We start from the raw sequence: 26,486 nt of genomic DNA, 5'->3' as shown, positions 1-26,486 counted from the left end.
AGCCGCTGATTGCGGCTTTTGTTTTTATCATGCAATGAATTGAATTTATTGAATTAACGCAGTTATTGCAATTGTTGGGGAAATTGAATTGAACATTCACGAATATCAAGCAAAAGAAATTCTGGCGGAATACGGCGTCAAGATTGCTGAAGGCGGTTTGGCCTACAGCGTTGTCGAAGCGGTACAACGTGCCAGAGAAATAGAGGGCGATGTATGGGTCGTCAAGGCGCAGATTCATTCCGGTGCGCGTGGCAAGGCGGGTGGTATCAAGGTGTGCAGAACGCATACGGAAGTCGAGCAGGCAGCTGAGGAATTAATCGGCAAAAAACTGGTGACCCACCAAACCGGCCCGGCTGGAAAAATTTGCTCCCGCATCTATGTTGAAGCCGGAACCAATATCAGCAAGGAGATGTATCTGTCCTTCATGATCGATCGCGCCAGCGAGCGCGTCATCATGATCGGCGCCGCCGAGGGCGGTATGGAAATCGAGAAACTGGCAGAGACCAATCCGGAAGCGATCATCAAGATTTATATCGAACCCGCCGTCGGGTTGCAGGATTTTCAAGCGCGTAAAATGGCATTTGGCCTGGGTATCGATCCGGCCCAACTGAACCATGCGGTGAAAACCATTAAAGGCTGTTATCGTGCGTTGCGCGATCTCGACGCCAATATCCTGGAAATCAACCCGCTGGTTATCACCGCCAATAACGAAATCGTAGCGCTCGATGCCAAAATGGTATTTGACGAGAACGCATTGTTCCGCCGTCATAAAATTGCTGAGTTGCGGGACAATACGCAAGTGGACAATCGCGAAGTCGCAGCTGCCGAAGCCGGTTTGAGTTACGTCGGCCTGGATGGCGATATTGGCTGCATGATCAATGGCGCAGGCCTGGCGATGGCGACCATGGACATGATCAAGTTGGCGGGTGGCGAGCCTGCAAACTTTCTCGATGTCGGTGGCGGCGCATCCGCCGAACGCACCGAAAAAGCATTTCGTCTGGTGCTTGCCGATTCAGGCGTTAAAGCGATGCTGGTGAATATTTTCGCGGGTATCAACCGCTGCGACTGGATTGCGGAAGGCGTAGTGCAAGCGGTCAAGAATATCGATATGAAAATCCCGTTGGTGGTTCGACTATCGGGAACAAACGTCGAAGAAGGCCGTAGCATCATCAAGAACAACGGCTTGCCTATCATCACCGCCGATACGTTAGCGGAAGCCGCGGAAAAAGTCGTCCGCGCGCGTAACGAAGTCGTCGCTCAAAAAGCCTAGGAGTTCAAAGTGGCCATATTAATCAACGAAAAAACAAAAATAATTGTGCAAGGTTTTACCGGAAGGATCGGTACCTTTCACGCCCAGGAAATGATCGACTACGGCTCCAACGTGGTTGGCGGTGTTACGCCCGGCAAAGGTGGACAAACGCACCTGGGATTGCCGGTATTCAACACCGTCAAGGAAGCGGTTGAACAAGTAGACGCGGAAGCCAGCATCGTCTTCGTGCCTCCGGCCTTCGCTGCGGATTCGATCATGGAAGCCGCCGATGCCGGAATCAAATACTGCGTTTCGATCACCGACGGCATCCCGACGCAAGACATGATGACGGTCAAGAATTTCCTGCGCCGCTTTCCGAAAACGGAACGCATGCTGCTGACCGGCCCGAATTGCGCCGGCACCATCAGCCCGGGCCGTGCCATGCTCGGTATCATGCCCGGCCATATCTATATTCGCGGCAATATCGGCGTAGTTGGCCGCTCTGGCACCCTGGGCTACGAAGCGGCTGATCAAATGCGTCTGCTCGGTATTGGTATTTCAACATCGGTCGGTATCGGCGGCGATCCGATCCCCGGCAGCTCGCACCGCGATATTCTGGAACGACTGGAACAAGACCCGGAAACCAAAGTCGCGCTGATGATCGGCGAAATCGGCGGCCCGCAGGAAGTCGACGCCGGAAAATTCGCCAAGGAACACATGACCAAACCGCTGGTGGCTTACATTGCCGGACTCACCGCACCCGAAGGCCGCCGCATGGGCCATGCCGGTGCGATCATCTCCTCCGCCGGAGAAAGCGCCGCCGAAAAAGTCGCGATGCTGAAAGAACTCGGTGTTACGATCTGCCCAACCCCGTCGCTGATGGGGCAGACGGTTGCGGAAGTGCTGGCGAAGTTGTAACCGTTACCATTGTTCAAAATAAAAACCCGGGAGCTGATGCTTCCGGGTTTTTATTTTGTCGAGTTAAAATCACGGTGTTTTTTACGTAATATACTGCGTCATTTCGGATGTATATTTTAGCTAGGTATCAGATGATGATAGCAAAGGTTACTGCAGATCGAGACATTAGTCAGAAAAGTATTCTTCGGCGATACATGGACTTGCCGAAGCTGCTAGATCTGCTTCATACGAGATCGTTGTACTTTCGACGCGCTGATGGATTCTCTGATCGCTTTGAAGGGGCTTTGTTTCCGAGTTTACGAAAATCGCTAGATGAGGCGTTTGTTCAAAAGTTGGCATCTGATGGTGCAGACTATTTTTATCGACGGGCAAGAGAAGGCAATTATGTCAGTTGCTGGACGATTGGTGCCACAGACAACATGGCTCTGTGGCAGCTCTATGGCGGATTGAAGACCTCCATTGCCGTGACCTCCACTGTAGATTGCCTATTTGAATGTGCGCTTTTCTGGAACCGCTCCACGCATTTTCATAAGGTAAGATATGTTGACCATCGCCGAGTCCGGAACTACGTCATAGGTAACTATACTGACGTCCTACAATACAAGAGCGATGCTTACAAATACGAAAAAGAGCTCCGAGTAATTGTGCCGCAACAGGAAGATGGATGGGAGAAGAATCCAATCGAAGTGAGGCTTGCCCTTCCGAGTGTCGATACGCTTGTTAGAGGTGTGATTGTGGCGCCAGAAGCCGATTCAAACTTTCTTGAGGCTGTGCGTGAGCTTTGCAAACGGTACGATCTGAAGGCTCCGGTCAAGCGCTCAAGGCTGTCCACTTATCCAAAATAATAATAACCTTCTAGCGAGGTGGGTTGAGCTGTCGAGGAAAGTCCAACATCAATCAGGGGTAAAACAAAGACAAAGGGTTCGTTTCGTAATTAATGATCCGAGTTATTGAATCGCAACCCCAAATTCCAGGCAAGAATCGGTTTTGAAGAGACTGAATTTTGTTTTAACCGTCGCTATGATAATCTTGCGCACTTTTGGATGAACAATGAATGATATGGAAAATAATTTACCCGGACGGCCGATAAAACGAACTCATCCGATAGCACAATTTCTTTTTCTCACCCGGTGGTTGCAGTTACCCTTATATCTGGGGCTGGTACTGGCGCAATGTATCTATGTGTTTCATTTCTGGGTCGAGCTGGTGGATCTCATCGGTGCCGTGATGGGCAATCAAAGCGCGTTACAGCATATTCTCGATACCGTTACGATTAAAGGTGCCGAAAGGCCGGAGAAATTGACTGAAACGGCCATTATGCTTGTCGTGCTGGGATTGATTGATGTGGTCATGATCTCGAATCTGCTGATCATGGTAATTATCGGCGGTTATGAAACCTTTGTATCACGTATGAACCTGGAGGGGCACCCTGATCAGCCGGAATGGCTGTCGCATGTCAATGCTTCCGTGCTGAAGGTCAAGCTGGCAACCGCCATCATCGGTATTTCGTCGATCCATCTTCTGAAAACATTCATCAACGCCAGTGCTTATGACGAAAAGACGCTGATTGCACAAACCGGAATACATATGGCGTTCTTGCTTTCTGCCATGGCTATTGCCTACTGTGATCGTCTGATCTCTCAAACCGGTCAACAATCGGGCGGACATTGATATTGCGCGCTTCCACATAAAACAGTAGCGACTGCCCGATTTCTACTCGTTTTGCGATGGTTTTTAAAGTAATGTATTTATTGCCACGCAAGACGATCTCCGATCAACCCAGTAATAAATCACCTCGCTGCGCTTTGGGGTTCATTTGGTAAGTTTCATAAGGTAAATTTATCAATGAAAACAGTGGTATATTTATTTATGAGCGCCCCTGCAAAAATTGAATTCTCAAATGAATTCAGTGCTATGATTTCACCTTGTTCCATCACAAACGGAACAAGCAGGCACAGCAGTTCCGGCCGGAATTCAGCCAAGGATATGCTGTAGCCAAAAACTAATAAAAGGCGATTTCAACGATAGCGCCTGATAAACTTTATAAGGATAATAATAATGACAACGATTCGAGTTGATGATGTTTTTGTTGATGAAAGCAATGCAACCGCAAATTTTACCGTGTGGCTGGATGTTGCAAATGCCGCTCCGGTAACCGTTAATTACCGGACAGATTTGAATACGGCCACTTACGCCGGTAACCAGGATTTTGTGTTTACTTCTGGAACCTTAACTTTTAATCCCGGTGAAATATCTAAAACGGTTAGTGTTTCTATCACCAATAATGCAATCGCTGAAGCGATTGAGAACTTTGAACTCAATCTATCTTCACCCAGCGCCAATGCAACCATTGCTGATGCTTCCGCACTGGGAACAATTTTCGATAACGATGCGCCATCGGGCACACCGGTGGTCTCGATCAATGACTTTACCGTGGACGAAGCGACGAAAGAAGCCACGTTTGTCATCGCGCTTGACCGGCCATCGACCAGCGTGGTGTCGATGAACTATGCCACGCAGAATGGCACCGCCCTGGCGGGATCGGATTTTGTCGCCAAGAGCGGCTCGTTAAGCTTTTCACCGGGGCAGACTGCAAAAACAGTTAAGGTTAGCTTGCTTAATGATATTGCAGCAGAGTCATCGGAAGCGTTCAATCTGGTGTTATCCGCACTGACCAACGCCACCACGCTGGATGCTATCGGCACTGCGATCATATTTGAGAATGATGCAGCCGCGGTGAGCAATTCCAGGATTTCCGTCGACGATATTTTTGTCGATGAATCACAAGCCTATGCGGACTTTCTGGTACGTCTGGATGCGCCGAATATCAATCCAGTCACGGTGAATTACCGGACAGACCTGAATACGGCCACTTATGGCGGTAACCAGGATTTTGTGTTTACCTCGGGAACGTTGAATTTCGCCCCGGGAGAGATGGTTAAAACGGTACGGGTCACGATGTCGAATGGTTCAATCGCCGAAGCGATCGAGAATTTCGAATTCAATCTATCTTCGCCCAGCGCCAATGCAACCATTGTTGACGCGTCCGCGCTGGGCACCATCATCGATAACGATGCACCGTCGGGCACACCGGTGGTCTCGATCAATGACTTTACCGTAGACGAAGCGACGAAGGAAGCCACGTTTGTCATCGCGCTTGACCGGCCATCGACCAGTGTGGTGTCGATGAACTATGCCACGCAGAATGGCACCGCTCTGGCGGGATCGGACTTTGTCGCCACGAATGGTTCACTTAAATTTGCGCCGGGCGAGACCGCCAAAACGGTGAAAGTCACGTTAGTGAACAACGCCGCGTTTGAAGCATCGGAAGCGTTCAATCTGGTGTTATCCGCACTGACCAATGCCACCACGCTGGATGCTATCGGCACTGCGATCATATTTGAGAATGATGCAGCGGCGGTGAGCAATTCCAGGATTTCGGTCGACGATATTTTTGTTGATGAATCGCAAGCCTATGCGGATTTTCTGGTACGCCTGGATGCACCGAATATCAATCCTGTCACCGTTAATTACCGTACAGACCTGAATACGGCCACTTATGGCGGTAATCAGGATTTTGTGTTTACCTCGGGAACGTTGAATTTCGCACCGGGAGAGATGGTTAAGACGGTACGGGTTACGATGTCGAATGGTTCAATCGCTGAAGCGATCGAGAACTTTGAATTCAACCTATCTTCACCCAGCGCCAATGCAACCATTGTTGACGCGTCCGCGCTGGGCACCATCATCGATAACGATGCACCGTCGGGCACGCCGGTGGTCTCGATCAATGACTTTACCGTAGACGAAGCGACGAAGGAAGCCACGTTTGTCATCGCGCTTGACCGGCCATCGACCAGTGTGGTGTCGATGAACTATGCCACGCAGAATGGCACCGCTCTGGCGGGATCGGACTTTGTCGCCACGAATGGTTCACTTAAATTTGCGCCGGGCGAGACCGCCAAAACGGTGAAAGTCACGTTAGTCAACAATGCTGCATTTGAAGCATCGGAAGCGTTCAATCTGGTGTTATCCGCACTGACCAACGCCACCACGCTGGATGCTATCGGCACTGCGATCATATTTGAGAATGATGCAGCCGCGGTGAGCAATTCCAGAATTTCCGTCGACGATATTTTTGTCGATGAATCGCAAGCCTATGCGGACTTTCTGGTACGCCTGGATGCGCCGAATATCAATCCTGTAACCGTTAATTACCGTACAGATTTGAATACGGCCACTTATGGCGGTAACCAGGATTTTGTGTTTACCTCGGGAACGTTGAATTTCGCACCGGGAGAGATGGTTAAGACGGTACGGGTTACGATGTCGAATGGTTCAATTGCTGAAGCGATCGAGAACTTTGAATTCAATTTGTCTTCGCCCAGCGCCAATGCAACCATTGCTGATGCTTCCGCGCTGGGCACCATCATCGATAACGATGCACCGTCGGGCACGCCGGTGGTCTCGATCAATGACTTTACCGTAGACGAAGCGACGAAGGAAGCCACGTTTGTCATCGCGCTTGACCGGCCATCGACCAGTGTGGTGTCGATGAACTATGCCACGCAGAATGGCACCGCTCTGGCGGGATCGGACTTTGTCGCCACGAATGGTTCACTTAAATTTGCGCCGGGCGAGACCGCCAAAACGGTGAAAGTCACGTTAGTCAACAATGCTGCATTTGAAGCATCGGAAGCGTTCAATCTGGTGTTATCCGCACTGACCAACGCCACCACGCTGGATGCTATCGGCACTGCGATCATATTTGAGAATGATGCAGCCGCGGTGAGCAATTCCAGAATTTCCGTCGACGATATTTTTGTCGATGAATCGCAAGCCTATGCGGACTTTCTGGTACGCCTGGATGCGCCGAATATCAATCCTGTAACCGTTAATTACCGTACAGATTTGAATACGGCCACTTATGGCGGTAACCAGGATTTTGTGTTTACCTCGGGAACGTTGAATTTCGCACCGGGAGAGATGGTTAAGACGGTACGGGTTACGATGTCGAATGGTTCAATTGCTGAAGCGATCGAGAACTTTGAATTCAATTTGTCTTCGCCCAGCGCCAATGCAACCATATCCGATCCTACTGCTCTTGGGACCATCATCGATAATGATGCAACCTCCGGGGTGCCGGTCGCAAGAATTACTGACACTGTTGTGGACGAGACCGACCAAACGGCAACCGTCACCGTCATTCTTGACAAACCAAGTGTTAATGGCACAAAGGTTAATGTGGCAGGGCAGGATGTGACGGCTAATAATGGTGGCGATTTTCGCAATCTGCACATTGGCACGGTTGCGTTTGCGCCTGGCGAAACAGCTAAAACGGTTACATTTGGCCTGTTGAACGATAATGCGGTTGAAGATGCGGAGCTATTTGATGTGATGTTAAGCAGCCCGGTTGGATTGACCGTGGGGGATGGGCGCGGACATGTCATTATCGCTGGCAGCGATAGAGCTGCCCTGGCTTCACCTGTGATCAATGTCGCCAATGTCGCTGCCTCGGAAGATAAAGGATTTATCGACTTCCAGGTTACGTTGGCAGCACCCAGTGTTGGCGGTGCTCGTGTAAATTACAGTACTGCTGCAGGGACAGCCAGTTCCGGTACGGATTATGTGCATGCCTCCGGAACCTTGGCTTTTGCACCCGGTGAAGTCTCCAAAATCGTTCGCGTTGCTTTGGTAAACGATCTCACTGTGGAAGCGCTCGAGAATTTTAGCTTTAACCTAAGTGGCGTCCTCAATGCCACGATCGGTAATGCCTCGGCCAGCGCGGCCATCATCGATAACGAAAGCGCCGCTCCTGCAGCGCCGATTGCAATGGCGGGTACCTCTGGAAATGATATTTTGCAGGGTACGCAATTTAGGGATGCTTTTACAGGGGGTGCCGGCAATGATACCTTCAACGGCGGTGATGGCAACGACAGTATGGTGGGAGGAGGGGGTAACGATACCTTTCTCCTGGAGAATGCAGGCGATACGTATTCCGAAGCGGGCGGCGGCGGTACCGATCTGGCGATCAGTTATCTGCCAAATCATACGCTGGGCGCTAATGTTGAGAACCTGCTTTTGGCCGGCACCGCAACAACGGGAATCGGCAATACACTCGCCAACACGATTACCGGCAATGGCGGAAACAACACGATCAACGGCAGTTCCGGGAATGACATCCTGAACGGCGCTGCAGGCTCCGACAATATTTCCGGGGGTACGGGTTCTGATTTCATCGTGTTCAATACCGCGCTGAATGCCGCTACCAATGTCGATACGCTGGCGGATTTTAACTTGATTGACGATACCATCCGTCTGGAAAATGCCATTTTTACCCAGTTTACGGCAACTGGCGCTATTCCCGCGAATACGCTGGTATCCGGCCCGGGCGCAGTGGCGTTGGATAGTAATGATTTCCTGATTTATAACACCACCAATGGAAATCTTTCTTACGATGCGGATGGCAATGGTGCCGGTGCGCAAGTGGCTTTTGCAATATTGACAGGAGCGCCCGCGCTGACAGCCGCGGATTTTGTAATCATTTAGAATCTTGTTTCCGGCATTGCCGATAGTTTCCTCGGTAATGCCTGGCGATGATACTCAGGGTGCTTGCGGGTACCCTGAGTATTTTTATTGCTAAGCATCATGCCATAACAATGGCATTATCCAATAAATGCAATATGCCTTGCAGGGCAGTCGTCACGGCTGAATACCGGATGCTTTCACGGCTACCCTTGAAGTGACGGGTTTCTTGTTGCACCAGACCATCCTTACTCGCCCACGCAAAACACACCATTCCTACCGGTTTTTCGGCTGTTCCGCCATCGGGTCCGGCAATGCCGGTAATGGATAAGCCTATTTGCGCATGGCTTCGTGTAAGCGCTCCGGCGACCATCGCCTGTGCGGTTTGCGGCGATACGGCGCCAAATTGATCCAGGAGTGCGGGTTGCACTCCAAGCATTTCGCATTTGGATCGGTTGCTATACGTGATAAAGCCCCGGTCATACCAGGTTGAACTGCCCGCCACCGCGGTAACCGCCTGACCCACCCAACCACCGGTGCAGGATTCGGCTGTCACCAGCATCCATCCGTGCTGCCTAAGGCTTTCCCCGACACATGCCGCCAGATCGAGAAGGGCTTGATCGTCATCAAAGTCAAGTGTTTTACGGGTCATGGGTCGGTTGCCTTCTATTTATTACAAAAATCAAACTAATTTATGGGTGACGCCAGATGTTCATCCATAAATGTTCTCAGAGCTTTTTGCCAGGCGGGTTGCATGAATATAAAGCCGTTATTGTGACCGCCTTGCAGGGTTAAGAATTGTTTTGGTCCAGAGACGGTTTGATACAATCGTTGGCCATGCTGAAACGGAACGATTTCATCTTGCGGGCTGTGCGCGATAAAAACCGGGCACGTCACCGATTGCAAGGATTCCAGCGTGTTGTACTCAAAACGGCTGATCCAGCGGACCGGCAGAAACGGATAGATTTGCGTGGCCAGATCGGAAACCGAAGTAAATGTCGAAGCCAGCACCAGCAAACCGGGATTTTCACGTGCAGCCAGCCAGGCTGCGATCGGGCCGCCGAGTGATTCGCCAAACAATATCATTTGCTCAGGTGCGATCTTTTGCGTCACGATCAAATGCTGCCAGGCGGCCTGGGCATCCAGATAGGTGCCGGATTCCGATGGTGTTCCGCTGCTCTGGCCATAACCCCGATAATCAAATAACAAGGTGTTATACCCCAACCGCCTGAACATGGTCAGATAATTGATGCGATGGGAAATATTCCCCGCGTTACCGTGAAAAAACAGTACCGTGCCTTTAGCATCCGGTACAGGCACCCACCATCCATGCAGGGTTTCGCCATCAGCGGTGGCGATACTAACGGATGAATAATCCAGGCCGAACATGGCTGGTGTATTGCTGAGCTGCTTGTCGGGAAAAAATACCAAGCGGGATTGACCCAGATAAACCAATAAAACCAGTGCGAGATATGTAATCGCCAGAAGAATGAACAGGTTCAGCAGCATGCGCATGGCACAATGAATCAGGGTTGCTTCAGATTGATCACGATGTCCGCACCCAGGCCGGTTGCAGTAAATGCGGAATCGCTGAATTTCGGAAAGCCCATGTGCTGCTCAGGATTGTTCGATAAGCCGAATGGTTCTCTCGGTAACAGATTCCACTGCCTTTTTAATTTACGGTTCCCGTCCAGATCATGATAAGCCGCGACGGCGTAGGTTCCCGGCTGTTCGAGATTGATACAGACTTGCTGCGATCCCTCTTCCGCAGGCGTGCGAACCTTGCGCTTGCGTCCCTTTTTAAACAGAAAATGCTCCGGATCATCATACAACTCAACGTTCAGTACACCGCGTGGTTCAATGCCATGAACGGTTACCCTGATTTGTGCGAGGTCTGCATTGCAGGTATCGGGGATTTCCTGTGGCCTGATACTCAATGATTCAGCAGAATAAGCCTGAGCGCAGATTAAGAAGCCGAGCACCAGAGCCCATACCGGTTTTTTGGGAGAAATAAATAATAGATGAAGTGTTTTGAATTTCATGGTTTTCATCAGTGTGGTTTTTTGTTTTGTACCGAATGGATGGTTCACTATAACCGATTCGACAAGAATAAAGCCATACAACCGAAGAAAAACGCAATTCGTCCCGAAGATGTATGGACAATGATTGAAGAAATAAATACAAAAGCCGGATGATTTCTACTTAATCAGATCCTTAGTTCAAATGCTTGAGTTATTGCCAGCGGAGACAGGGGCATAGTAAACATTATAGCCGCATTAAAAAAGAGAATAGCTGCTATGTTCTTGTCTTAACTGCTTATGGCAGAGGCGTTTCCATTCATGATGTCGATGGTCTTCATAAAACCCTCGGGGTGCATCGGATAAAAATAAACCCAGATTGTTTCCATCGAAAGTCAGATTTTTATATGAGGGAATAGAAAAGGGAAGAACGGTTTCGCCTAATTCGAGTAAATTCATAATAATTCCTTATATTAAGATTGAAATCATTATTATCCGAATTTATAAAAATACTCATTGTTGGATTGCGTACCTATAAACCTGCCGGAGCAGGTTTATAAGGCTGGTTAAAAATACTTATACACTCCACAAAATTAGACCTGCAATTATCTGACCATATATCAAAATATAATACATGACGGGTACATTAACACGGTCAGTTTTATGATAATGAAAGATTTGTGTTGACATGATACACCTCCAAATAAGTGGGTGAGTATTGATACTAACAACTTAAGCTAATGATTTATATACGGTATGACACTTAAGGTATAGTACTTACTGATTGGAATGAGCTATTTATAGTGAATTGAAAATACCTCTAAGGTTTTCGGTATGCCCATCAACTCACAAGCAAGCTTCATCCTTATCAACCCCGCGGTAAGCATATCTCACATGATCGGCATCTTAATCCCTTCTTAATCAGGTCTTTAGTTCAAACAGCTATCAAAGCTTGGTGTGATGATCCGAGTTGTCTTAATCCCTTCTTAATCAGGTCTTTAGTTCAAACAACGCTTACTGGATAATCCCCGACGATCCGCTGCGGTCTTAATCCCTTCTTAATCAGGTCTTTAGTTCAAACATCTAAGCATGTTTAAATCACTAATTAATTTTTGTCTTAATCCCTTCTTAATCAGGTCTTTAGTTCAAACAGCTCGGAAGTATAAAACTGTTTAACTGCATCCGCGTCTTAATCCCTTCTTAATCAGGTCTTTAGTTCAAACAAGTAGAAGGATTTAAAGTAGAAGTATTTTGTTTGTCTTAATCCCTTCTTAATCAGGTCTTTAGTTCAAACCCCAAGGCTATAAGAACTATAATGTTTTATATTGTGTCTTAATCCCTTCTTAATCAGGTCTTTAGTTCAAACGCCAAAAATTTCACGAATTTTAAGGGCAGTGAAAAGTCTTAATCCCTTCTTAATCAGGTCTTTAGTTCAAACTCACCACATACAGAAGGTTACTTAGATGATGAGTCTTAATCCCTTCTTAATCAGGTCTTTAGTTCAAACCAACGTTCAGGTTAGTACTTAATGCAGGAGCGTAAGTCTTAATCCCTTCTTAATCAGGTCTTTAGTTCAAACTACGTGGGAAAATATCACTCGCTCAAGATGAATTAGTCTTAATCCCTTCTTAATCAGGTCTTTAGTTCAAACAATTTAAAAATGGCTGTTACTATTGGAAAATGGTCTTAATCCCTTCTTAATCAGGTCTTTAGTTCAAACCATAATATAAAAGATGCTACTTTTATACACTTGCGTCTTAATCCCTTCTTAATCAGGTCTTTAGTTCAAACTTCAAAAGAGCAGGATATCCTTATTGCTTTAGAAGTCTTAATCCCTTCTTAATCAGGTCTTTAGTTCAAACATTAGAAATTATTAAGTAAAGCAGTAAAGCAGGTCTTAATCCCTTCTTAATCAGGTCTTTAGTTCAAACTTAAGTAAAGCAGTAAAGCAGTAAAGCAGTAAAGGTCTTAATCCCTTCTTAATCAGGTCTTTAGTTCAAACTTTACAAAATAATCAAACTAACTGAATTAGTTTTTGTCTTAATCCCTTCTTAATCAGGTCTTTAGTTCAAACGAATATATATTAACTGGTACGATGCAAAGGAAGTCTTAATCCCTTCTTAATCAGGTCTTTAGTTCAAACCGCATGATTCGTTTCTGCATTATTTTTCATAGGCTTATAGAGAGGGTTGACAAAAAATTTCATTTTTAAAAAGTTAGCCTCGCGTGGTTAGCCAATTGGTTAGATGTTGCTGTAAGTGCTTCAACTCAGTTTTACAACACAAAGAAACATTGAGTTCCCTGGCACGGGCGCGGCTGGCTTTGCCGAGATTGTTGAAACTGACCAGCATCGTACGGCCCTGCAGACCGCCCATCAAATCACGCAGACTATCCAGTTTATACAGCATATCTGCATCCTTTTCAAAGTGCCTCGTTTTGCACTCGATCAAATGCAAGCGGTTGGCATGAATCAGGCCAACATCGATTTCATTTTTTACCGCAGTTTTACCTGCCGGATGGCGTTGAATAACAATGTTGCACGCCACATCCTGAATACCACATTTCTGTTTGAGCTGAAGACAGGCCGCATACGTATGCATTTCAAGCCAGCCGCCGTTGGCGATGAAGCGCATCTGCGGATCGGAAAAACGGATCAGTCGGTGTTCGAGGCAACAGATACCGGCAGCTTCAAATAATTCCAGCAATTCCCATAACACCGGACGGGATTGGCGGCTGTGGCCGATTTTGGCGCTTAACTGTGCATTATCCGATTGATACGCAAGATAATTCAATGTACCCAATTCGTCCGCGTAACGGTCGATACCGGCCAGTAATTCGCCGGTTAATTCCTGAATCGCTGGCGGCACGCTTTGCATTCCGGCGGGAATATCAACCAAGTCGGCGCCATAAGCCATCAGATAATCCTTCAGCTTCAGACGGTCAGCCAGTTCATGTGGCGGCAGTTTCGGCGACAGCCATAGCAACCGATCATACCGTGGATGCACATAGTAAATCGGCGCATTTGCCGAGCGAAATGCCTCACAGGCGGCGATACTCATCAGCTTGGTGCCGCCGGTGGCATTGAGCGCGATACCGCCATCAGGGTAATGGCAGAGGATGTCGAGAACTTTGTCGCTGATCAACTCTGCATTCCACGGGTCTGCGATGGCATAAGACTCAATACCGATACCGCGTGGCTTGAAAATATTCTCCAGCGCCCGCGCCCGTTCCTGCATGTCCGGACTGACCAGCATGACAACTTTTTTAGGCTTGACGGCATCGTCCAGCATGGGGGTGATGCTGGGAATGGGTTGGGCGGAGACGAGGATGAGATGGGTGTTAAGTTTCATCAGATTTGCAGCACTCAAGGGTTGCCGGTTTAGCCGGGATAATCGTCCGGGAGCTGTGATGGTAAGGTTTTGATGCCCGACTTTGCGGTTTCTTCCAGAAGCATGGGTATAAATTGACTTTCCAGCCAGGCATAAATGGGCTGCCATTGATTGTTTTGAATGGGCGTAAAACCATGCGCAAGTATCGAAGTATTGCGTGCTTCAATGTGGCTGCGCAGGATGTTTTCCTGCTCGGAGATAAAAATCGCCGCAGGCCCTTTTGTATAATGCTTAACCAATTGCCAGGCGTTAAACAGCCCCGCTTGCCACTGGCCTTTACGGTTTTGCGTCAGGGTTAGATGATCAGGAATTTGCTCCGGCTTAACATCGCCGGTCTCGATACCGGCTTGTACTTTCAATAACCATTGTGCGCTCCATTCAATAAGCCGGTAAATGCGGGCAACCGCATCATCATAGCGGCCTTGGGCAGCGCGACGCTCGGCGTTGCGGTAGAGGTCGAACAATCGGGCGGCATCGCATTTATCCGTACTTTTGTCGTTGAGTTGCCTTGCGTTACCGATGTATTGTTTCAAATGATCCGGCAGGCTCGGCGCATACGATTGCAAGATGCTTAGCGCCTGCATATGGTTGAAATTATCCCATTCGGCAAACGCACGGCTCAATTCACGAAAGCGCGTGTATTCATTCCGCAGACCACCGGGCGGCTTGAGTCCGACCAGCCCCGCCACCGCCTCGCTATAGGCATAGCGCTGCCATGCCCGCCGATAAGGTTCGGTTAATCGCCGGTAACGTACCCGTTCGCAATCCGCTTTGTCGGAAAACTGCGAGCCATCCTGCACCTTGATCAAATCGGCGCGGCTGCCGGTAACAAGTTGCAAGTCAATGCCGGGACTTTCCACCACAGCCATCACCAGCCCTGCGCTCATCGACTTGGTGCCGCCGGTATAATCGGCCGTTATCCGGGCATACGGAAAGCGGCGGCTGATGCCATCAATCGCGGCAATACAATCCAGGTAAGTGCGGTCGAGATTGTCTGAAAGGGTCAGCACCGTTTCGTACTGTTCGGACGCAAGACCGGTTTGGGTTGGAATGTTGGGCAAGGTGGGATTGGCGTCGCTGTTGTGCGCTTTAATGCAGTTACCCTTACCTTCGATTTGTACGCGGGAACCGGGCTGATTGGTCGCCGGGTCTTTGTCGGTACAGATAAACACCACGAAATCCGGCCGCAAATCGTTAATCGCACTAACGATGGGCTGGTGGCTGCCACCGACGGTACAGATGAGGATTTGGGTCATGAGGCTAATCTATTGGATTATTTAGAATATTATTCATTCTGGATACTTTCAACCGGTTTGTCAGCTTGAAATTGCTAATGCATTAGCAAGGTTTTTATCAGCTCCTTAGCTTTTTTATTGTCCGCAGCGCCAATAAATTGCACGATATTTTTTGCCACGGCTGAAAGCTCTAATCTGGCTTCATCAGGCCAATCAGCGGCCTGTTCGATCAACCTGCGTAAATCGCCGTAGAGCTGTCCGCTAATCTGCTCGCGTACTTTGTTGGCCTGTTTTTGCTCAAACTGCTGGCGCAGGGTTTCGATTTGCAGTTGTTGCGGCGTTAGGGCGGCGCGGCGTTGTTCTTCGGCCTGCTGCTCGGCAATCCGGGCTTGTTCCTCTTCCAGGAGGCGCTGCCGCTCAATCGCTTGCTGCTCCCGGTGCTGTTCTGTCGCCAGACGTTCTGCGGCACGTTTCTCAGCCCATTGCATTGCCTGCGCGTGCTGACTGCGGCAGAGCTCGGCCAGTTCCGTCCAGTCATTGACTGGTGTGTTGCTAGGGTGGACTTCGACCAGCAACCAGCCGAAGGGAAACAAGCCGGTGCGCTGTTTGGGATCATTGGCAGCCAGCCAGAGGGTTTTGGTTTTCGATTGGTACTCGGGATTGCCTTTCATGATTTTAATATGGCGCACGCCTTCGATGGTGACGGCCTCGGCTCCGGAATGCCGACCAACACGTAGTAAAAAAACCCGCTCGCTGATTGATTTGGCTGATAGGTTACTTAGCAGTGCCTGCATATTCTTGTCCCATTCGCTATCCAGAAAGCCGCGCTCACGCATGACTTCTATTTCTGATTCCAGAATAGGTTTGTAGTGATCATTACAATAGGCGGCTATTTGCCTGATGTTGAATAACAGATTTTCATTCGGTAGTTTTTCTTTGCTCATCACACCGACGGTGGTTTGTAAATTCAAAGCCCCTGAAAACGCCCGATAACGCCATGCCGGAACTGACTCCAGTAATTTGCAAAGATTTTCGTTTTTTTCCGCCTGACCAAAGATTTCGTTGCCGTGTTTATCGCGCTTCAATTCCTTTTTGCGATTGACGCTCACCAAAATTTGAGCCGTAGGTAATCCATCACAATCATTCCACGCGGCGTCAGCAAATTGCAATAACCGCAACGGATCAAGTTCGAATTTGCCTGCACTGAATTGAAACAGCGTTTGGTTGAGCCTGGGAAAAATGTTTTTTTGCTCGCGTTCGCGTTGTTTACGCTCGTAAGGTGACAGATTTTCCAAATTAAACTTTTCCGCATCTTGCTGGGACAGTGCTTGTTTACCGTTGACTTGGCTGAGCAACGCTGTGCGTATCGCACCTTTAATTGACGAACCGAACAATACCGGATGCCGGTTGATCGGGTTGTAAGCGGTCCGGTCGATTTCCAGTTTGTTGAACTTTTGGTTGCCACCGCCTTTATGGTTGTCAGTTTGTCCAATACGCTCGGCGTAATAATTTGCCACTCCATCCAATACTGGCATCGTATTGATCGCCCAGGGTTTGAGTCTATCGCGACGCTCGTAAAAAAAGCGCTGCACGGCTTTCAGCATGTCCTCGCTGGCGCGGGCATTGACGATTCTGTTCAGTTCGTTGCGGTCGGTTTCGGTCAAGGCCGTCAAAGCGCCGCCGGTGTCGAATTCGTACAACGTACCATTGTCGATAACATAGTTGGTGGGCTCGTAACTATCGCCGGTACCGATATGAATGGGCGACAAAGGCGTGTAAGTCAGGGTGTAGTGTTGTAAAAAATCGCTCATATTCTTTCCTGGAGATGAATGGCGATGCCGGGTGCATAGCCCTGATGCACAGTGGCGGACAGCGTTTTCGACAATTTACCGTTACCACCGATGCCCTGGCCGATAAAGCCGGATGCAGATGGTTGGGCAGCAAACACGGCGGCGGTCTGCGCCAGCAGCACCGGGTTTTTGAAGGGTTTGCCTTCCTGATGCACCGCGATATCGCCATGACGGCCGAAGCGGGTGAACAATTGATAAAAGCTGTTTTTACCGTCAAAGCCCAGTCCTTGCGGTGCGCATGGGGCTAGTGTCAGGCAGGCGTTGGCTCCGGCTTGACCGGGTAGCGTAGTTTCCGCAAACCCGATTACCGAAAATTTGCCCAGACCGATACTGGCGTCGCGGCCAAAGCCAATGTTGCCGATGTCTTCCAGGCATTGCCGGCAGTCATCCAAGCTTAAGCGATCGGTGTCGAGCAGCAAGTAAATTGACCAAGCTATATCGGGTACAAACCATTCCTGCTCGATGCTATAGGGCGCAAAACCGCCTTCACCGGTAGTATGAGTCTGGCGGTTGATGGTGTTGTGCGGTTGCGGGTGTTTTTCACTGAGGTTTTTAACCTGGCCGATAACGTCTGACACCGTTTTTGCCTGTACCAGCCATTGTGTTACCGGCACGCTCGCAGCTTCTTCCGGCAGCCAGCAGCGTTTTTTAATGGCTTTCCTGTCTATGCCATCAATCTTATCGTAAAAACGACCGGGCAGTTTCGGCAGCGGCAAATAGTCTTGTGGAAAGGCATCCGATACTACGGCAAAAGGCTGACCGCGCGTATAGCCGTCCAACAGTCCGGTCAAACGGTTTTCACCCAACCGGTTTCTGATCGCCCAGCATAGTTGGCCGAACAGGGCATCACCTTTCAACGGGGTGGCGAAAGCCGATTCCAGATTAAGCGTGATTCGATAAGTTTTCATCTCGCTTTCCAGTGTGGCGCGTTGATAGATTTAACTCTGACCATTCCGCTTGGGTCAGGGGCCAGATTATGATTTCCACAGGCTGGTGACGCAATTCTTCCGGTATATCAATGCTGTCGGGTGCATCCTGGTAAATTTTGCGTATCGGTTTCATCTTGCCTCCCCTAGGGGTTAATCGTTTCAAGTTTGTCCTGAACGGATTGATCGTCCAATTTCAAGCCAGTGAATCTGATTTTGCCGTAACCGCGCGAACCGGAACCGCCCAAACCGGTTAATTCCAAGAGTTTCAAACCCTGCAACACGGTATCTAATAAATCCTCGTTGTCATGGACGCGGATGGTCAGATTGAAATCGAATTTCGCGGTAGCCGGGACGCGCTCGGTGTTGCGAGGATGTTCGGCTACGCCACGGATGCGGTCAATCATGTTTTCCATTTTGGTTTCGGTAAGTAGCAGATTTTTCTCATTCATCTCCGTAACCCATTTAGGGTCGAGCGGACAATCCCAGAACGACAAGCGGCTGGGGCCGATTTTCTTTACCAGATCATCGTTATTGTTGCTGTCAGGTGCACCGCCAAACAAGCGAATCAAATTTTCAGCCTTTTCTTTAACGCCATTATTTATATCGTTCAGGTGTTTGAAGCTCAATGGCTGGCCCTGGGTAATTTCGACCACGCCCAAATGCCATTCCAGCAAACTGCGCATTTTGCCTTTAATGCTGGAGCCGGGAATGTAAGGCTCTTGAGTAATCGGGTTTTTGATCACCGGATTGTCGGTACCGCCGATGTGAATTTCGGTGTTGCCGCTGCCGATGTGCAGGCCACTCAGGAGTTCGATTTGTCCGGTGAGTTTTTGGATTTTAGTGAGTTGCATTTCTGGCTCCTTAATCTTTGGGTCTTTTTTCTTTGTAAAAGCCCATAAAGGCTTCCATGAACAGTTTGAAGTGGCGCAAATCATTGGTTGTTTCCACTTGTTTCAGACAATCAGCTATCAACTTGACATAGTTGTCATCGATCAGCTTTCTTCCCCGCGCATAAGCCGCTTTGGCATTGATCATACGGACGAATGGCAGATATTCTGGGAATTTGCTTGGATTGAGGCTGGCTTTGTTCTCCCACATGACGATTTCATCGTAAAAACGGCGAAGTTGCGTCGGTTTGTTGCTGTTTTTGTTTTCGGCGATCTTTTCGGCTGCTTTTCTGGCAACGTCATCGAATAAATCAGAAGCGATGTTTTTAAACAATACTTTTGAAGTGTCGATAGGCGTCGGCTGCCTATCCTCGTATCCGCCCCGGTTCTGGCCAGTTCTTGATTGCGATTGGTATGTCATCGAAATTCTCCTTTGTAATTTTAATCAGACTGCGGGAATAACGCTCTTACAAGCTGCATCAGTCACGTTGCTGGTACAGATGACAAAACAATGCGACGCGATAATTGCCACCATGCATTCCGATACCGGCACTGGCGATTTCTTCCGCCAGCTCGTCTTGTCGGTCTTTGCGCTGGTCTTTGTTGAGTTTTTTGTTGCGTTCCAGCATTCGCGCGGTGCGATAGGCGAAATAACTGTGCCAGAGCGCATTCTCGGGTTTTTTGCTGACTTTCTCTGCCATGTCGATCAGATGTAGCAAGCCATAGACGTAGCCTGTACTCAAAGTATTCTCCTCAACCAGGCTTTGAAGTCGCGGCAAACGCTGCGTCAGTAATTCTTGAAACTCAACCCAGGATACGGTTCGTCCGAAACAGGTCACGGCATTTTTCGGCGGTTTATCGGCTTTCTTAGAATTATGCGCCTTGGCTTCTTCCAAAGCCTGTTCCGCCAAGCCGCCGATTTGATTGATCGGCAATCCGGGCTTGGTGGTGCTGATACCTGCGGAAAAGTGTACGCCGGTATTGTGCGCCACGTAATCTTGGAAAGCTTGCCGCATAGCGTTGGCCAGTTTGATCTGCGACAGCCACGGCCCGATCAGGAAGAAATCATCGCCACCGGCAAATACGGTGTAACTATCGGGATATTCGCGCTGGCATAGCCAGGGCAGATAAACAGTAAAGAAGTTATTAAGCTGACGCGACAGGGCAGCGGTTTTGCTGAAGCTGGCATCGTCACCCAGGCCAGACTGAAAGATATTGCCCAGATTGTCGACATCGCCTTTCAGAGTGGATAAAGCGCTGATGCCGATCCATCTGTCTTCTTTGTCTGGATGGGGCCGCCGATCCTTACAAGCCAGATGATTCAGGGTTTTGGCGGCACCAATTTCAAGTTCTTCATCGATGCCAATGTATTTTTTCCATTGCTTTTCCAGTAAGTCTTTTTCCGACGCAGTGGGTACATAGGCGTTGATATTGCGGCGGGCGTAACCGTTCCAAAGTTCTTGATCGGGTGATTTGGGCAAAGAAAAATCCCAAACACGCAGCAGATTACCGTTTCTGGCTTCGGCACCGAATTCACCTTTTGCGCTTTCATCGTCGGTGAAACTGATGGCATAGCCAAAAATCGTCAAACCCAGGGTACTCAGTTTCTTATCTTCCCGCAGTTGTTCGCGGGTGATCAGGATGCGTTGTTTGTTGGATTTAACCAGCCATGAACCAACGTCGATTTGATCATTGGCCAGTTTGCTGATCCATTCGCCATCTTTTTGCACTTTAGCCGGTGAGCGCCCATCGATTTTGCACTCACCGTGTTCGAATTCGTCGAGAAAACCATCGAAAATGATCCGTTCGCTATTACATAGGTCGAAACGCTGGCATTTTTTGATTTCCATTTGCGCGAACAGCTTGTCGATCAACTGACGGTAAGGACTTCTCTCGTTTGTTTGATTTCCAGCTTTGCGGCGAAAATCGTTGCAGCAGGTTTCCGTCCAGGCCAGACCGACACTGGCCTGACCGAAACTATGGGACAGAAACCACTGATCGAGTTCATTCTGCACCTGCTGCAATTTAGCTTTGGTTTGGTCAGTATTTGGCGCGACAATCATGAATTTACCAGCTGCGTTGATGACCTGACTGGTAGCTGGCAAATCCAGTGCGTCCAGCATTTTCAGCGCCGCACATTCGGTCAGCAGCGACACATAAAACGATCGTCCGCGCAGCAATTTGGCTGCACGCTTGCTGGTTTCGCCGCTGCTGGCGAAGATAAAATCCTGAATACCGAAAAAATCGCCTTGGATCAGTAAAAATTTTTTCTCATCCCAGCTTTCCGCCTGTTCGCTCAGTTGCTTGCGAGTATTGTCATCGGTTTGGTTTTTTTCGTGGTGGAAACGCCATAATGCAGTCGCCAACGCGGCAGTTACACGGGAATGATCGTACAGCGAAACGTCCGGGCGCACATTGAATGCCGTTGCGGATGGGATGGCATGGGTATAAACACCCCACACCGTTTCGAAATGATCCAGCCAGAGTGACCAGTTATTGCGGTGCGATTGCGGTATTTTCTGCAACGCTTGGGTAAATCCATTCCAAAGCGCAAGATATTCCTGCTGGGCTTTATCTTTATCGTTGTGTTCGTAATTCCCCGCACTGACAGGAAAAATGCTGTCCGGCGATAGCGGTTTGAGCGGATAACGATAAGCGAATTGTTGCTTATCCAAATCTACTTTGTGGATTTGCTCAAATAGCGTCAACTGCCGGGCGGTATAATGATTTTTCCCGGTTGCCGTGCCTTCTTCGGCCTGGTTGTATTGCTCGAACTCCTCACGATCAAAACCCGAGGCAACCCGGTCTGCTGTGGCGATGATCCATTGCAGAAATGTTGTTGGCTTATGGTGCATTGCAGCAGCGTTGATAAACGAATCGTCGGCATCTTTGGTTTTCCAGGAACCGAAAGGCGCGAAATCAGTGCCGGTTAAATCGGGCAAATAATCTTCGATCAAGTCCATCGCCAAGCCGGTATAGGCGGCATGAACATGGGTAAATCGAACATTTTTGTCGTCAGCAAATTTTTTCTGCCTGGGACAATACAGATGTTTGTTCGCTTCTATAGCTTCCTGGTTATTGGATATTCTTGCCCGCTCGGCAAACTTGCCGAGATCATGCAAAAACGCCGCCAGGGCAATGCGGCTGGATTGTTCCAGCAAAGAACTCATACTCATCCAATGATCTCCTGTTGAATTTCAATTTGATTGTGTTCCAGTGTAATTCGATACTGCGTCCTCGGCCGCTTCCCTTCCGGCGCAATCAAATACGGTTGCGCGGCGTAAGCCAGAGTTTGTGTCAGCATTTTATTGATTCTGGATTTGCGCTGCTCGAAAAAGGTTTTACTCATACCATCCTTCAAAGTATCGATAGTGCGGTCGGCACCGCCGAGTTCGCCGTTGATTCGGCGGTAGTTCTGTAGAAACTGGCTTGCATACATTTCGTCCGGCGCGCCGTCACTGGGACAGCTTGGTGCAGGAAGGCCGGTTTGCTGGCGATCGAGCAGCCACAGATAAAATGCCAGATCGGCTGGGCTGAGTTTGACCGGCTTGCCGTGCGCAATGAACTGGCGGGGTTTCGGATTGATGATCAGGTGCGGCGGGCCGAGCGCCTGTTGCGCGGCTGCCACCGACTGGCTGAAACTCGCTTTACCTTCCAGTAAAGCCTGATCGAGCCCATGCCGCAGGCGCACGAAGGCGATGTCGGCCAGCATGACTTCTGCATTTTGCGTATCCAGCGGCTTGCGGCTGGGATCGTTGCCGTAGATGACGTGCGAATACGGCGTCGGGTAATAAAACTGCGGGTGCGACTCATAATCAGGCGATACCAGCACATGACTGAGCCGGTCTCTGGCGCGGCCGTACAGTGACAAGGCGTAACCCGCGTAAAAACCCATAGTTTTTCGGCCACCCGCAATCGATACATGTAAATCGGTATGCGGGTCGGCGGTAAAAGTCCTGATCCATTCGGTAATGGCATCGGCCATGGCCCGATTGTCGGCCTGTGTTCGGATGTCGGCGAGTGGTTCGCCATTGGCTTGCCGCAGAACATGGATACTGGCTACTGTAAATTCCGGTTGCTTAAGATGATAGTCCCGGCAGAAACGCGCCAGCCAGCCATCATTGATCAGCGTCAGTCTGGCGTGCTGAATGCCTTCCGCTGTGGTCAGGATATGAACGGCGGACGGCAGTTGTTCGCCCTGATCATTCAGGGCATACAAGGTTTCGGTGACAACCTGCGGAGTCAGCCCGGTTACAGCCAGTAAGATGGATTGCGTGTCCATTGCGTCAGTATAGTCTTTTTATTTAAAAATCAGGTATCCAACAAGCTTGTGAAATCAATCGTGTAGGCACCCATGCCCATGCTGGTGCCCTTGCCGACATGCGTCCATTGTCCGAGCCAAAGGTAGGGCCAGAAATCGCCCAGACCTTGCATGTCCAGGCTGACACTGCCCAGCACCCCCCCCATTTGCATTTCGGTTTGCTGGCGCGAGGAATAGCGGGTCCAATCGTACCAATGGAGATTTTGCGTACTGAATTGGATGTTCCGGGCAGCGGCGGCTAGTTCGGCAAAATCCGTTTCCAATGGCGTGTCGGTGTGAAAGTAGCAGATCATTGAAATACGCCGCAATAAGGAACCGAACAGCGCGCCGAAGTTGAAATGATTGTCGCCAAGATTTTTATTGTCTTGCTTGATACGCACCGGCGAATGAAAAGTGATGTTGATTTTTTCCGGCATTTGAGGCGGCGATGGGCTTTGCAGCGGCGACTGGTTGCGTAATTCCGCTTCCTGATAAACCGTGATAGGCGGGCCCTGAAAATCAATCGCGTCAATCCTGTTCAAGCGAAACGGCTGCCGGTTCCCCCCGATGCCATCCTGTCCCGCCATGTGCATGGCGTGAATAATATAAGGAAAAAAGCGCTGACCATGACCGAACAGATTCATATCGAGGCTGTATTCCTCTGTTGTGGGTTTTTCAGCGAAGCGAAAAACAAATGGATGCGGCGTACTGTTGTATTTGCGCATCTTTTCGGTATTGCTCGGCGGTGGAGTCTCGAAGATATAGCTATAAGCACAGGCATGTTTCAACAGGCATTGATGACAAGGCGTATTTCGGATCACGCAAACTGTTTTTTTCAAGGCATGGCCAAAAGCACCTCGCCAGGCTGATCCGGGGTAATCAGGTAGACGGACTGGTTGATGCGTATCGAAGTAAAAGCGATAGGTCATGAGTGGAATAGAAGGGCTGTTGATGGCTGACATTCGCTAATCTCCTTTATTCATATAAGCCGGTGCGGATCATGCTTTACTGGGTGTTCCATATTATTTTCCTTGGTAAGTGTCGCCAATCCGGGAACAATGTTGTTTATTGGTGAGCTGTGCAGATTTCAATGATCAGTTTAATCGCCTTGCCGTCGATCGCAGCAACAATTATGCCAGTCAATAGTAAATACCGCGAAAGTCAAATTCGATCAATGCTGTATCCATATTCGATTAACCCCGTTGGTAAACAGCATCACATCTTCTGGAAAGAATTGTCGACCCAGCGCATCAGCCTCGTTATTTTCCGGCAAATGGTAGCAACGAACATCATCTTCGCGCTTATTAATCAGTGTGCTGATGCGTGCTAGTAAACGTAACAAGGCCTTGCGTTTTAAAACTACAATAAATACGGAATATTGAACCGGTAATCCTTGCTTCTTTAATGCTGAATGAATTCGTGTCAAACGTTTGGGATCAGCGATATCGTATGCCACCAGATATAAACTGTGTTGATTATCAGCCATTAACTCACCTTCAATAAAAATTGGTGCAATTTATTGATGCTACTTCGAAACAATGAGTAGCAACGATCATTTTGCAATTGAAATAAGGCGGCGATGGATTGCAATGAGGTTTCATCCTTCGATTCAGTTCGCTTTAGCAATGTCAAATAGCAATCCCACATTAGCAATTTACTCAAATCAGCAGCTAAATCGAATTCCGCAGATATTAAGACTTCATTGTCTCGTTCGAAGCCGTATTTCGGCAACCAGATCAATAATTCACCGTAGAGGATGCTTTGGAGTAGCTGAGCACATTGCCATCCTCCGCTGCCTAAACTTATTTTTAGTCGTTGGCGCAATTCCGCTACGGGATTCTCGCGCCAGTCTGATAATCCTATTCGGCGTGCGAAGCTGCGTGCTGCCAGCTTTTCCATTGATAAATACCAGTTCGTATACAATTCTGGTCCGTTAGCACGAGATAGCAAATCTACCAGTCGCTGAGTCAATGATTGTCGCTCACCACTCCAACTTAGCCAGCGCGCGCGAATCTCCCCATTGTTTTTTAGAAACAAGAGCTGAATATCTTTGTCGGCACAGACCAATAATGCCGACATTGACCAATCCACGCATCCCTGACAAACCACCCGGGAAATTCTCTGTAAAGGAAACAGCTGATCCGCTTGCTCCGGAACTATTACTCGCAAAGCCGGGTCATCAAACACTACCCGGCAACCGCTAACTCCATCGATATACAGTGGTCTCATCATTTATCATCAAGTACTAATTGATATTGCTTGACCAGCGCATATCGATAACGTCTCAGCAAGCGCCGCATCGCGTCACAATGTGATTCATAAAATTCGTAGAAATGCCGCCGTCCAGCCTTATGCAACACGCATCGTCCGTTATCATCACTGAAATATTCCAGGCGTAAATGCCGATCGTAAAACATTTGCCACACCCAGCTATCTATCAACGGACGCAGAGGTTCGATCAAGTCGCAAGCCAGAGATTCTCTCCCGAAACTGACTTCATGATAAAAACCCAGCATTGATCCAAACCGGCAATATGACAAGCATGTACTGCTTCATGGTGCAACAAGGTATAGCCAAGCGACAAACACGCATTCACGGGGTCACGGGGAGGGCGTTTGTTTCGTCCGGTAAAATTCAAAGTTGAAGCGAATAATCGTGTGAATCCTGAGAAATAAACTGCAGCAGCGGCACCTTCGAAACCTCTCAAACTGGGCACAGTATGTTTGCCGGATTCCTCCTGTAAACGATCGGCGATGTTATTTAGGTTCTGCAACGCAGTGGTTAAGGGGTGTCTCAGATCAGCACGTGCTGACAACGCCTTCTGTAACATAGAATGCTGAGCCTTTATCTTTAGCAGAACCAGTTGATGCGCCAATGGAGTGCGCAAGCTATCATCCGTGCTAATACGGTATTGTCCAAGTCTACGGTAACTATCACTATGTGTTCTTCCTGCCAGCATGGCAGTGGCTTCCGCATTGCGTCCTGATAGCACGAGAAAGCTGATGTTCCGTGATGATAATGCCCCCAATACCCTGCTTTCCAATTGCACATTGCCGCGTACAATTACGCGTTCCAGTAAATGTAAAGGCACTGATCCCTTTCGTATGCCATCTTCGTACAAGGCTAGGGCCTGCCCATCAAGCTTGACGCCAAGATTTTTTCGATCAAGATATAAACAGCTCATTC

20 protein-coding genes, 1 pseudogene and 1 CRISPR repeat array are annotated in these 26,486 nt (G+C 48.9%); of the genes and pseudogenes, 5 read left to right on the top strand and 16 right to left on the bottom strand.

From position 1 onward, the window contains the following. Positions 1-88 precede the first annotated feature (88 nt). The 5 genes from ATY38_RS03750 to ATY38_RS03730 all read left to right on the top strand — a co-directional run bounded on the left by ATY38_RS03750 (position 89) and on the right by ATY38_RS03730 (position 8,716). The gene (locus ATY38_RS03750) at positions 89-1,270 is read left to right on the top strand and encodes a malate--CoA ligase subunit beta (RefSeq protein ID WP_062558121.1); all 1,182 of its coding nucleotides are present in this window, start codon (positions 89-91) and stop codon (positions 1,268-1,270) included. Between the two features lie 9 nt (positions 1,271-1,279). Continuing rightward, on the top strand, positions 1,280-2,167 hold the full coding sequence (gene sucD / locus ATY38_RS03745; RefSeq protein ID WP_062558120.1) for a succinate--CoA ligase subunit alpha: 888 nt from the start codon (positions 1,280-1,282) through the stop codon (positions 2,165-2,167). 194 nt (positions 2,168-2,361) lie between these two features. Continuing rightward, positions 2,362-3,012, top strand: coding sequence for a hypothetical protein (locus tag ATY38_RS03740; protein WP_143023473.1), 651 nt, complete (start codon positions 2,362-2,364; stop codon positions 3,010-3,012). Between the two features lie 205 nt (positions 3,013-3,217). Continuing rightward, positions 3,218-3,838 (top strand): YqhA family protein, encoded by a 621-nt coding sequence (locus ATY38_RS03735; RefSeq protein WP_082632994.1) that lies wholly within the window; start codon positions 3,218-3,220, stop codon positions 3,836-3,838. A gap of 387 nt (positions 3,839-4,225) precedes the next feature. Further along, positions 4,226-8,716 (top strand): beta strand repeat-containing protein, encoded by a 4,491-nt coding sequence (locus tag ATY38_RS03730; protein ID WP_062558118.1) that lies wholly within the window; start codon positions 4,226-4,228, stop codon positions 8,714-8,716. 97 nt (positions 8,717-8,813) lie between these two features. Here the strand turns inward: ATY38_RS03730 and ATY38_RS03725 are convergent, their stop codons facing one another. The 16 genes and pseudogenes from ATY38_RS03725 to cas1 all read right to left on the bottom strand — a co-directional run bounded on the left by ATY38_RS03725 (position 8,814) and on the right by cas1 (position 26,484). Beyond that, positions 8,814-9,344, bottom strand: a complete 531-nt coding sequence (locus tag ATY38_RS03725; RefSeq protein ID WP_062558117.1) for a CinA family protein — start codon at positions 9,342-9,344, stop codon at positions 8,814-8,816. Between the two features lie 35 nt (positions 9,345-9,379). After that, entirely contained in the window at positions 9,380-10,207 is an 828-nt protein-coding gene (locus ATY38_RS03720) for an alpha/beta hydrolase (protein ID WP_062558116.1), read from the bottom strand. Between the two features lie 11 nt (positions 10,208-10,218). Continuing rightward, positions 10,219-10,734: a DUF2141 domain-containing protein gene (locus ATY38_RS03715; RefSeq protein ID WP_062558115.1), complete on the bottom strand. Its 516-nt coding sequence runs from the start codon at positions 10,732-10,734 to the stop codon at positions 10,219-10,221. Positions 10,735-11,613: 879 nt separating this feature from the next. Then, positions 11,614-12,853: a CRISPR direct-repeat array (repeat unit 37 nt; unit sequence GTCTTAATCCCTTCTTAATCAGGTCTTTAGTTCAAAC). Positions 12,854-12,926: 73 nt separating this feature from the next. Next, positions 12,927-14,207 carry a Card1-like endonuclease domain-containing protein gene (locus ATY38_RS03710; RefSeq protein WP_082632993.1) on the bottom strand — a complete coding sequence of 427 codons (1,281 nt, stop codon included), beginning with the start codon at positions 14,205-14,207 and terminating at the stop codon, positions 12,927-12,929. Next, a complete protein-coding gene (locus tag ATY38_RS03705; RefSeq protein WP_062558113.1) occupies positions 14,090-15,355 on the bottom strand; it encodes a TIGR02710 family CRISPR-associated CARF protein in 1,266 nt (421 codons plus the stop codon). The genes ATY38_RS03710 and ATY38_RS03705 overlap by 118 nt, the downstream gene beginning before the upstream one ends. Positions 15,356-15,429: 74 nt before the next feature. Then, a complete protein-coding gene (locus ATY38_RS03700) occupies positions 15,430-17,145 on the bottom strand; it encodes an RAMP superfamily CRISPR-associated protein (RefSeq protein WP_062558112.1) in 1,716 nt (571 codons plus the stop codon). Further along, a complete protein-coding gene (csm4, locus tag ATY38_RS03695; protein WP_062558111.1) occupies positions 17,142-18,092 on the bottom strand; it encodes a type III-A CRISPR-associated RAMP protein Csm4 in 951 nt (316 codons plus the stop codon). Before csm4 ends, ATY38_RS03700 begins: the two co-directional genes overlap by 4 nt. Continuing rightward, positions 18,067-18,246 (bottom strand): hypothetical protein, encoded by a 180-nt coding sequence (locus tag ATY38_RS03690; protein WP_062558110.1) that lies wholly within the window; start codon positions 18,244-18,246, stop codon positions 18,067-18,069. Before ATY38_RS03690 ends, csm4 begins: the two co-directional genes overlap by 26 nt. Before the next feature lie 10 nt (positions 18,247-18,256). Then, on the bottom strand, positions 18,257-18,964 hold the full coding sequence (gene csm3, locus ATY38_RS03685) for a type III-A CRISPR-associated RAMP protein Csm3 (RefSeq protein ID WP_062558109.1): 708 nt from the start codon (positions 18,962-18,964) through the stop codon (positions 18,257-18,259). A 10-nt stretch (positions 18,965-18,974) separates the two neighbouring features. Further along, positions 18,975-19,421 carry a type III-A CRISPR-associated protein Csm2 gene (gene csm2 / locus ATY38_RS03680; protein ID WP_082632992.1) on the bottom strand — a complete coding sequence of 149 codons (447 nt, stop codon included), beginning with the start codon at positions 19,419-19,421 and terminating at the stop codon, positions 18,975-18,977. 58 nt (positions 19,422-19,479) lie between these two features. Next, entirely contained in the window at positions 19,480-22,176 is a 2,697-nt protein-coding gene (gene cas10, locus ATY38_RS03675) for a type III-A CRISPR-associated protein Cas10/Csm1 (protein ID WP_062558108.1), read from the bottom strand. Next, the gene (gene csm6, locus ATY38_RS03670; RefSeq protein WP_062558107.1) at positions 22,173-23,282 is read right to left on the bottom strand and encodes a CRISPR-associated ring nuclease Csm6; all 1,110 of its coding nucleotides are present in this window, start codon (positions 23,280-23,282) and stop codon (positions 22,173-22,175) included. Before csm6 ends, cas10 begins: the two co-directional genes overlap by 4 nt. A gap of 29 nt (positions 23,283-23,311) precedes the next feature. After that, positions 23,312-24,262, bottom strand: a complete 951-nt coding sequence (gene cas6, locus ATY38_RS03665) for a CRISPR system precrRNA processing endoribonuclease RAMP protein Cas6 (RefSeq protein WP_062558106.1) — start codon at positions 24,260-24,262, stop codon at positions 23,312-23,314. A 209-nt stretch (positions 24,263-24,471) separates the two neighbouring features. After that, a complete protein-coding gene (gene cas2, locus ATY38_RS03660) occupies positions 24,472-24,786 on the bottom strand; it encodes a CRISPR-associated endonuclease Cas2 (RefSeq protein WP_062558105.1) in 315 nt (104 codons plus the stop codon). Further along, entirely contained in the window at positions 24,786-25,532 is a 747-nt protein-coding gene (locus tag ATY38_RS03655) for a CRISPR-associated endonuclease Cas1 (RefSeq protein ID WP_201011909.1), read from the bottom strand. The genes cas2 and ATY38_RS03655 overlap by 1 nt, the downstream gene beginning before the upstream one ends. Further along, positions 25,529-26,484 (bottom strand): annotated as a pseudogene (gene cas1 / locus ATY38_RS03650) (CRISPR-associated endonuclease Cas1). Before cas1 ends, ATY38_RS03655 begins: the two are co-directional and overlap by 4 nt. Positions 26,485-26,486 lie beyond the last annotated feature (2 nt).

Source organism: Nitrosomonas ureae (assembly GCF_001455205.1).
Lineage (GTDB): Bacteria > Pseudomonadota > Gammaproteobacteria > Burkholderiales > Nitrosomonadaceae > Nitrosomonas > Nitrosomonas ureae.
This window is presented reverse-complemented; position numbering and strand designations above follow the sequence as displayed.

What these genes read in the sequence shown, in the direction of transcription:
- csm4 (WP_062558111.1), bottom strand. Translation starts at nt 18,092, where the DNA reads ATGAAAACTTATCGAATCACGCTTAATCTGGAATCGGCTTTCGCCACC.
- ATY38_RS03740 (WP_143023473.1), top strand. Translation starts at nt 2,362, where the DNA reads ATGGACTTGCCGAAGCTGCTAGATCTGCTTCATACGAGATCGTTGTAC.
- csm3 (WP_062558109.1), bottom strand. Translation starts at nt 18,964, where the DNA reads ATGCAACTCACTAAAATCCAAAAACTCACCGGACAAATCGAACTCCTG.
- csm2 (WP_082632992.1), bottom strand. Translation starts at nt 19,421, where the DNA reads ATGACATACCAATCGCAATCAAGAACTGGCCAGAACCGGGGCGGATAC.
- ATY38_RS03690 (WP_062558110.1), bottom strand. Translation starts at nt 18,246, where the DNA reads ATGAAACCGATACGCAAAATTTACCAGGATGCACCCGACAGCATTGAT.
- ATY38_RS03710 (WP_082632993.1), bottom strand. Translation starts at nt 14,207, where the DNA reads ATGGCAGCCCATTTATGCCTGGCTGGAAAGTCAATTTATACCCATGCT.
- ATY38_RS03655 (WP_201011909.1), bottom strand. Translation starts at nt 25,532, where the DNA reads ATGATGAGACCACTGTATATCGATGGAGTTAGCGGTTGCCGGGTAGTG.
- cas10 (WP_062558108.1), bottom strand. Translation starts at nt 22,176, where the DNA reads ATGAGTATGAGTTCTTTGCTGGAACAATCCAGCCGCATTGCCCTGGCG.
- ATY38_RS03720 (WP_062558116.1), bottom strand. Translation starts at nt 10,207, where the DNA reads ATGCGCATGCTGCTGAACCTGTTCATTCTTCTGGCGATTACATATCTC.
- cas6 (WP_062558106.1), bottom strand. Translation starts at nt 24,262, where the DNA reads ATGTCAGCCATCAACAGCCCTTCTATTCCACTCATGACCTATCGCTTT.
- ATY38_RS03715 (WP_062558115.1), bottom strand. Translation starts at nt 10,734, where the DNA reads ATGAAATTCAAAACACTTCATCTATTATTTATTTCTCCCAAAAAACCG.
- ATY38_RS03730 (WP_062558118.1), top strand. Translation starts at nt 4,226, where the DNA reads ATGACAACGATTCGAGTTGATGATGTTTTTGTTGATGAAAGCAATGCA.
- cas2 (WP_062558105.1), bottom strand. Translation starts at nt 24,786, where the DNA reads ATGGCTGATAATCAACACAGTTTATATCTGGTGGCATACGATATCGCT.
- ATY38_RS03735 (WP_082632994.1), top strand. Translation starts at nt 3,218, where the DNA reads ATGAATGATATGGAAAATAATTTACCCGGACGGCCGATAAAACGAACT.
- ATY38_RS03705 (WP_062558113.1), bottom strand. Translation starts at nt 15,355, where the DNA reads ATGACCCAAATCCTCATCTGTACCGTCGGTGGCAGCCACCAGCCCATC.
- ATY38_RS03700 (WP_062558112.1), bottom strand. Translation starts at nt 17,145, where the DNA reads ATGAGCGATTTTTTACAACACTACACCCTGACTTACACGCCTTTGTCG.
- ATY38_RS03725 (WP_062558117.1), bottom strand. Translation starts at nt 9,344, where the DNA reads ATGACCCGTAAAACACTTGACTTTGATGACGATCAAGCCCTTCTCGAT.
- csm6 (WP_062558107.1), bottom strand. Translation starts at nt 23,282, where the DNA reads ATGGACACGCAATCCATCTTACTGGCTGTAACCGGGCTGACTCCGCAG.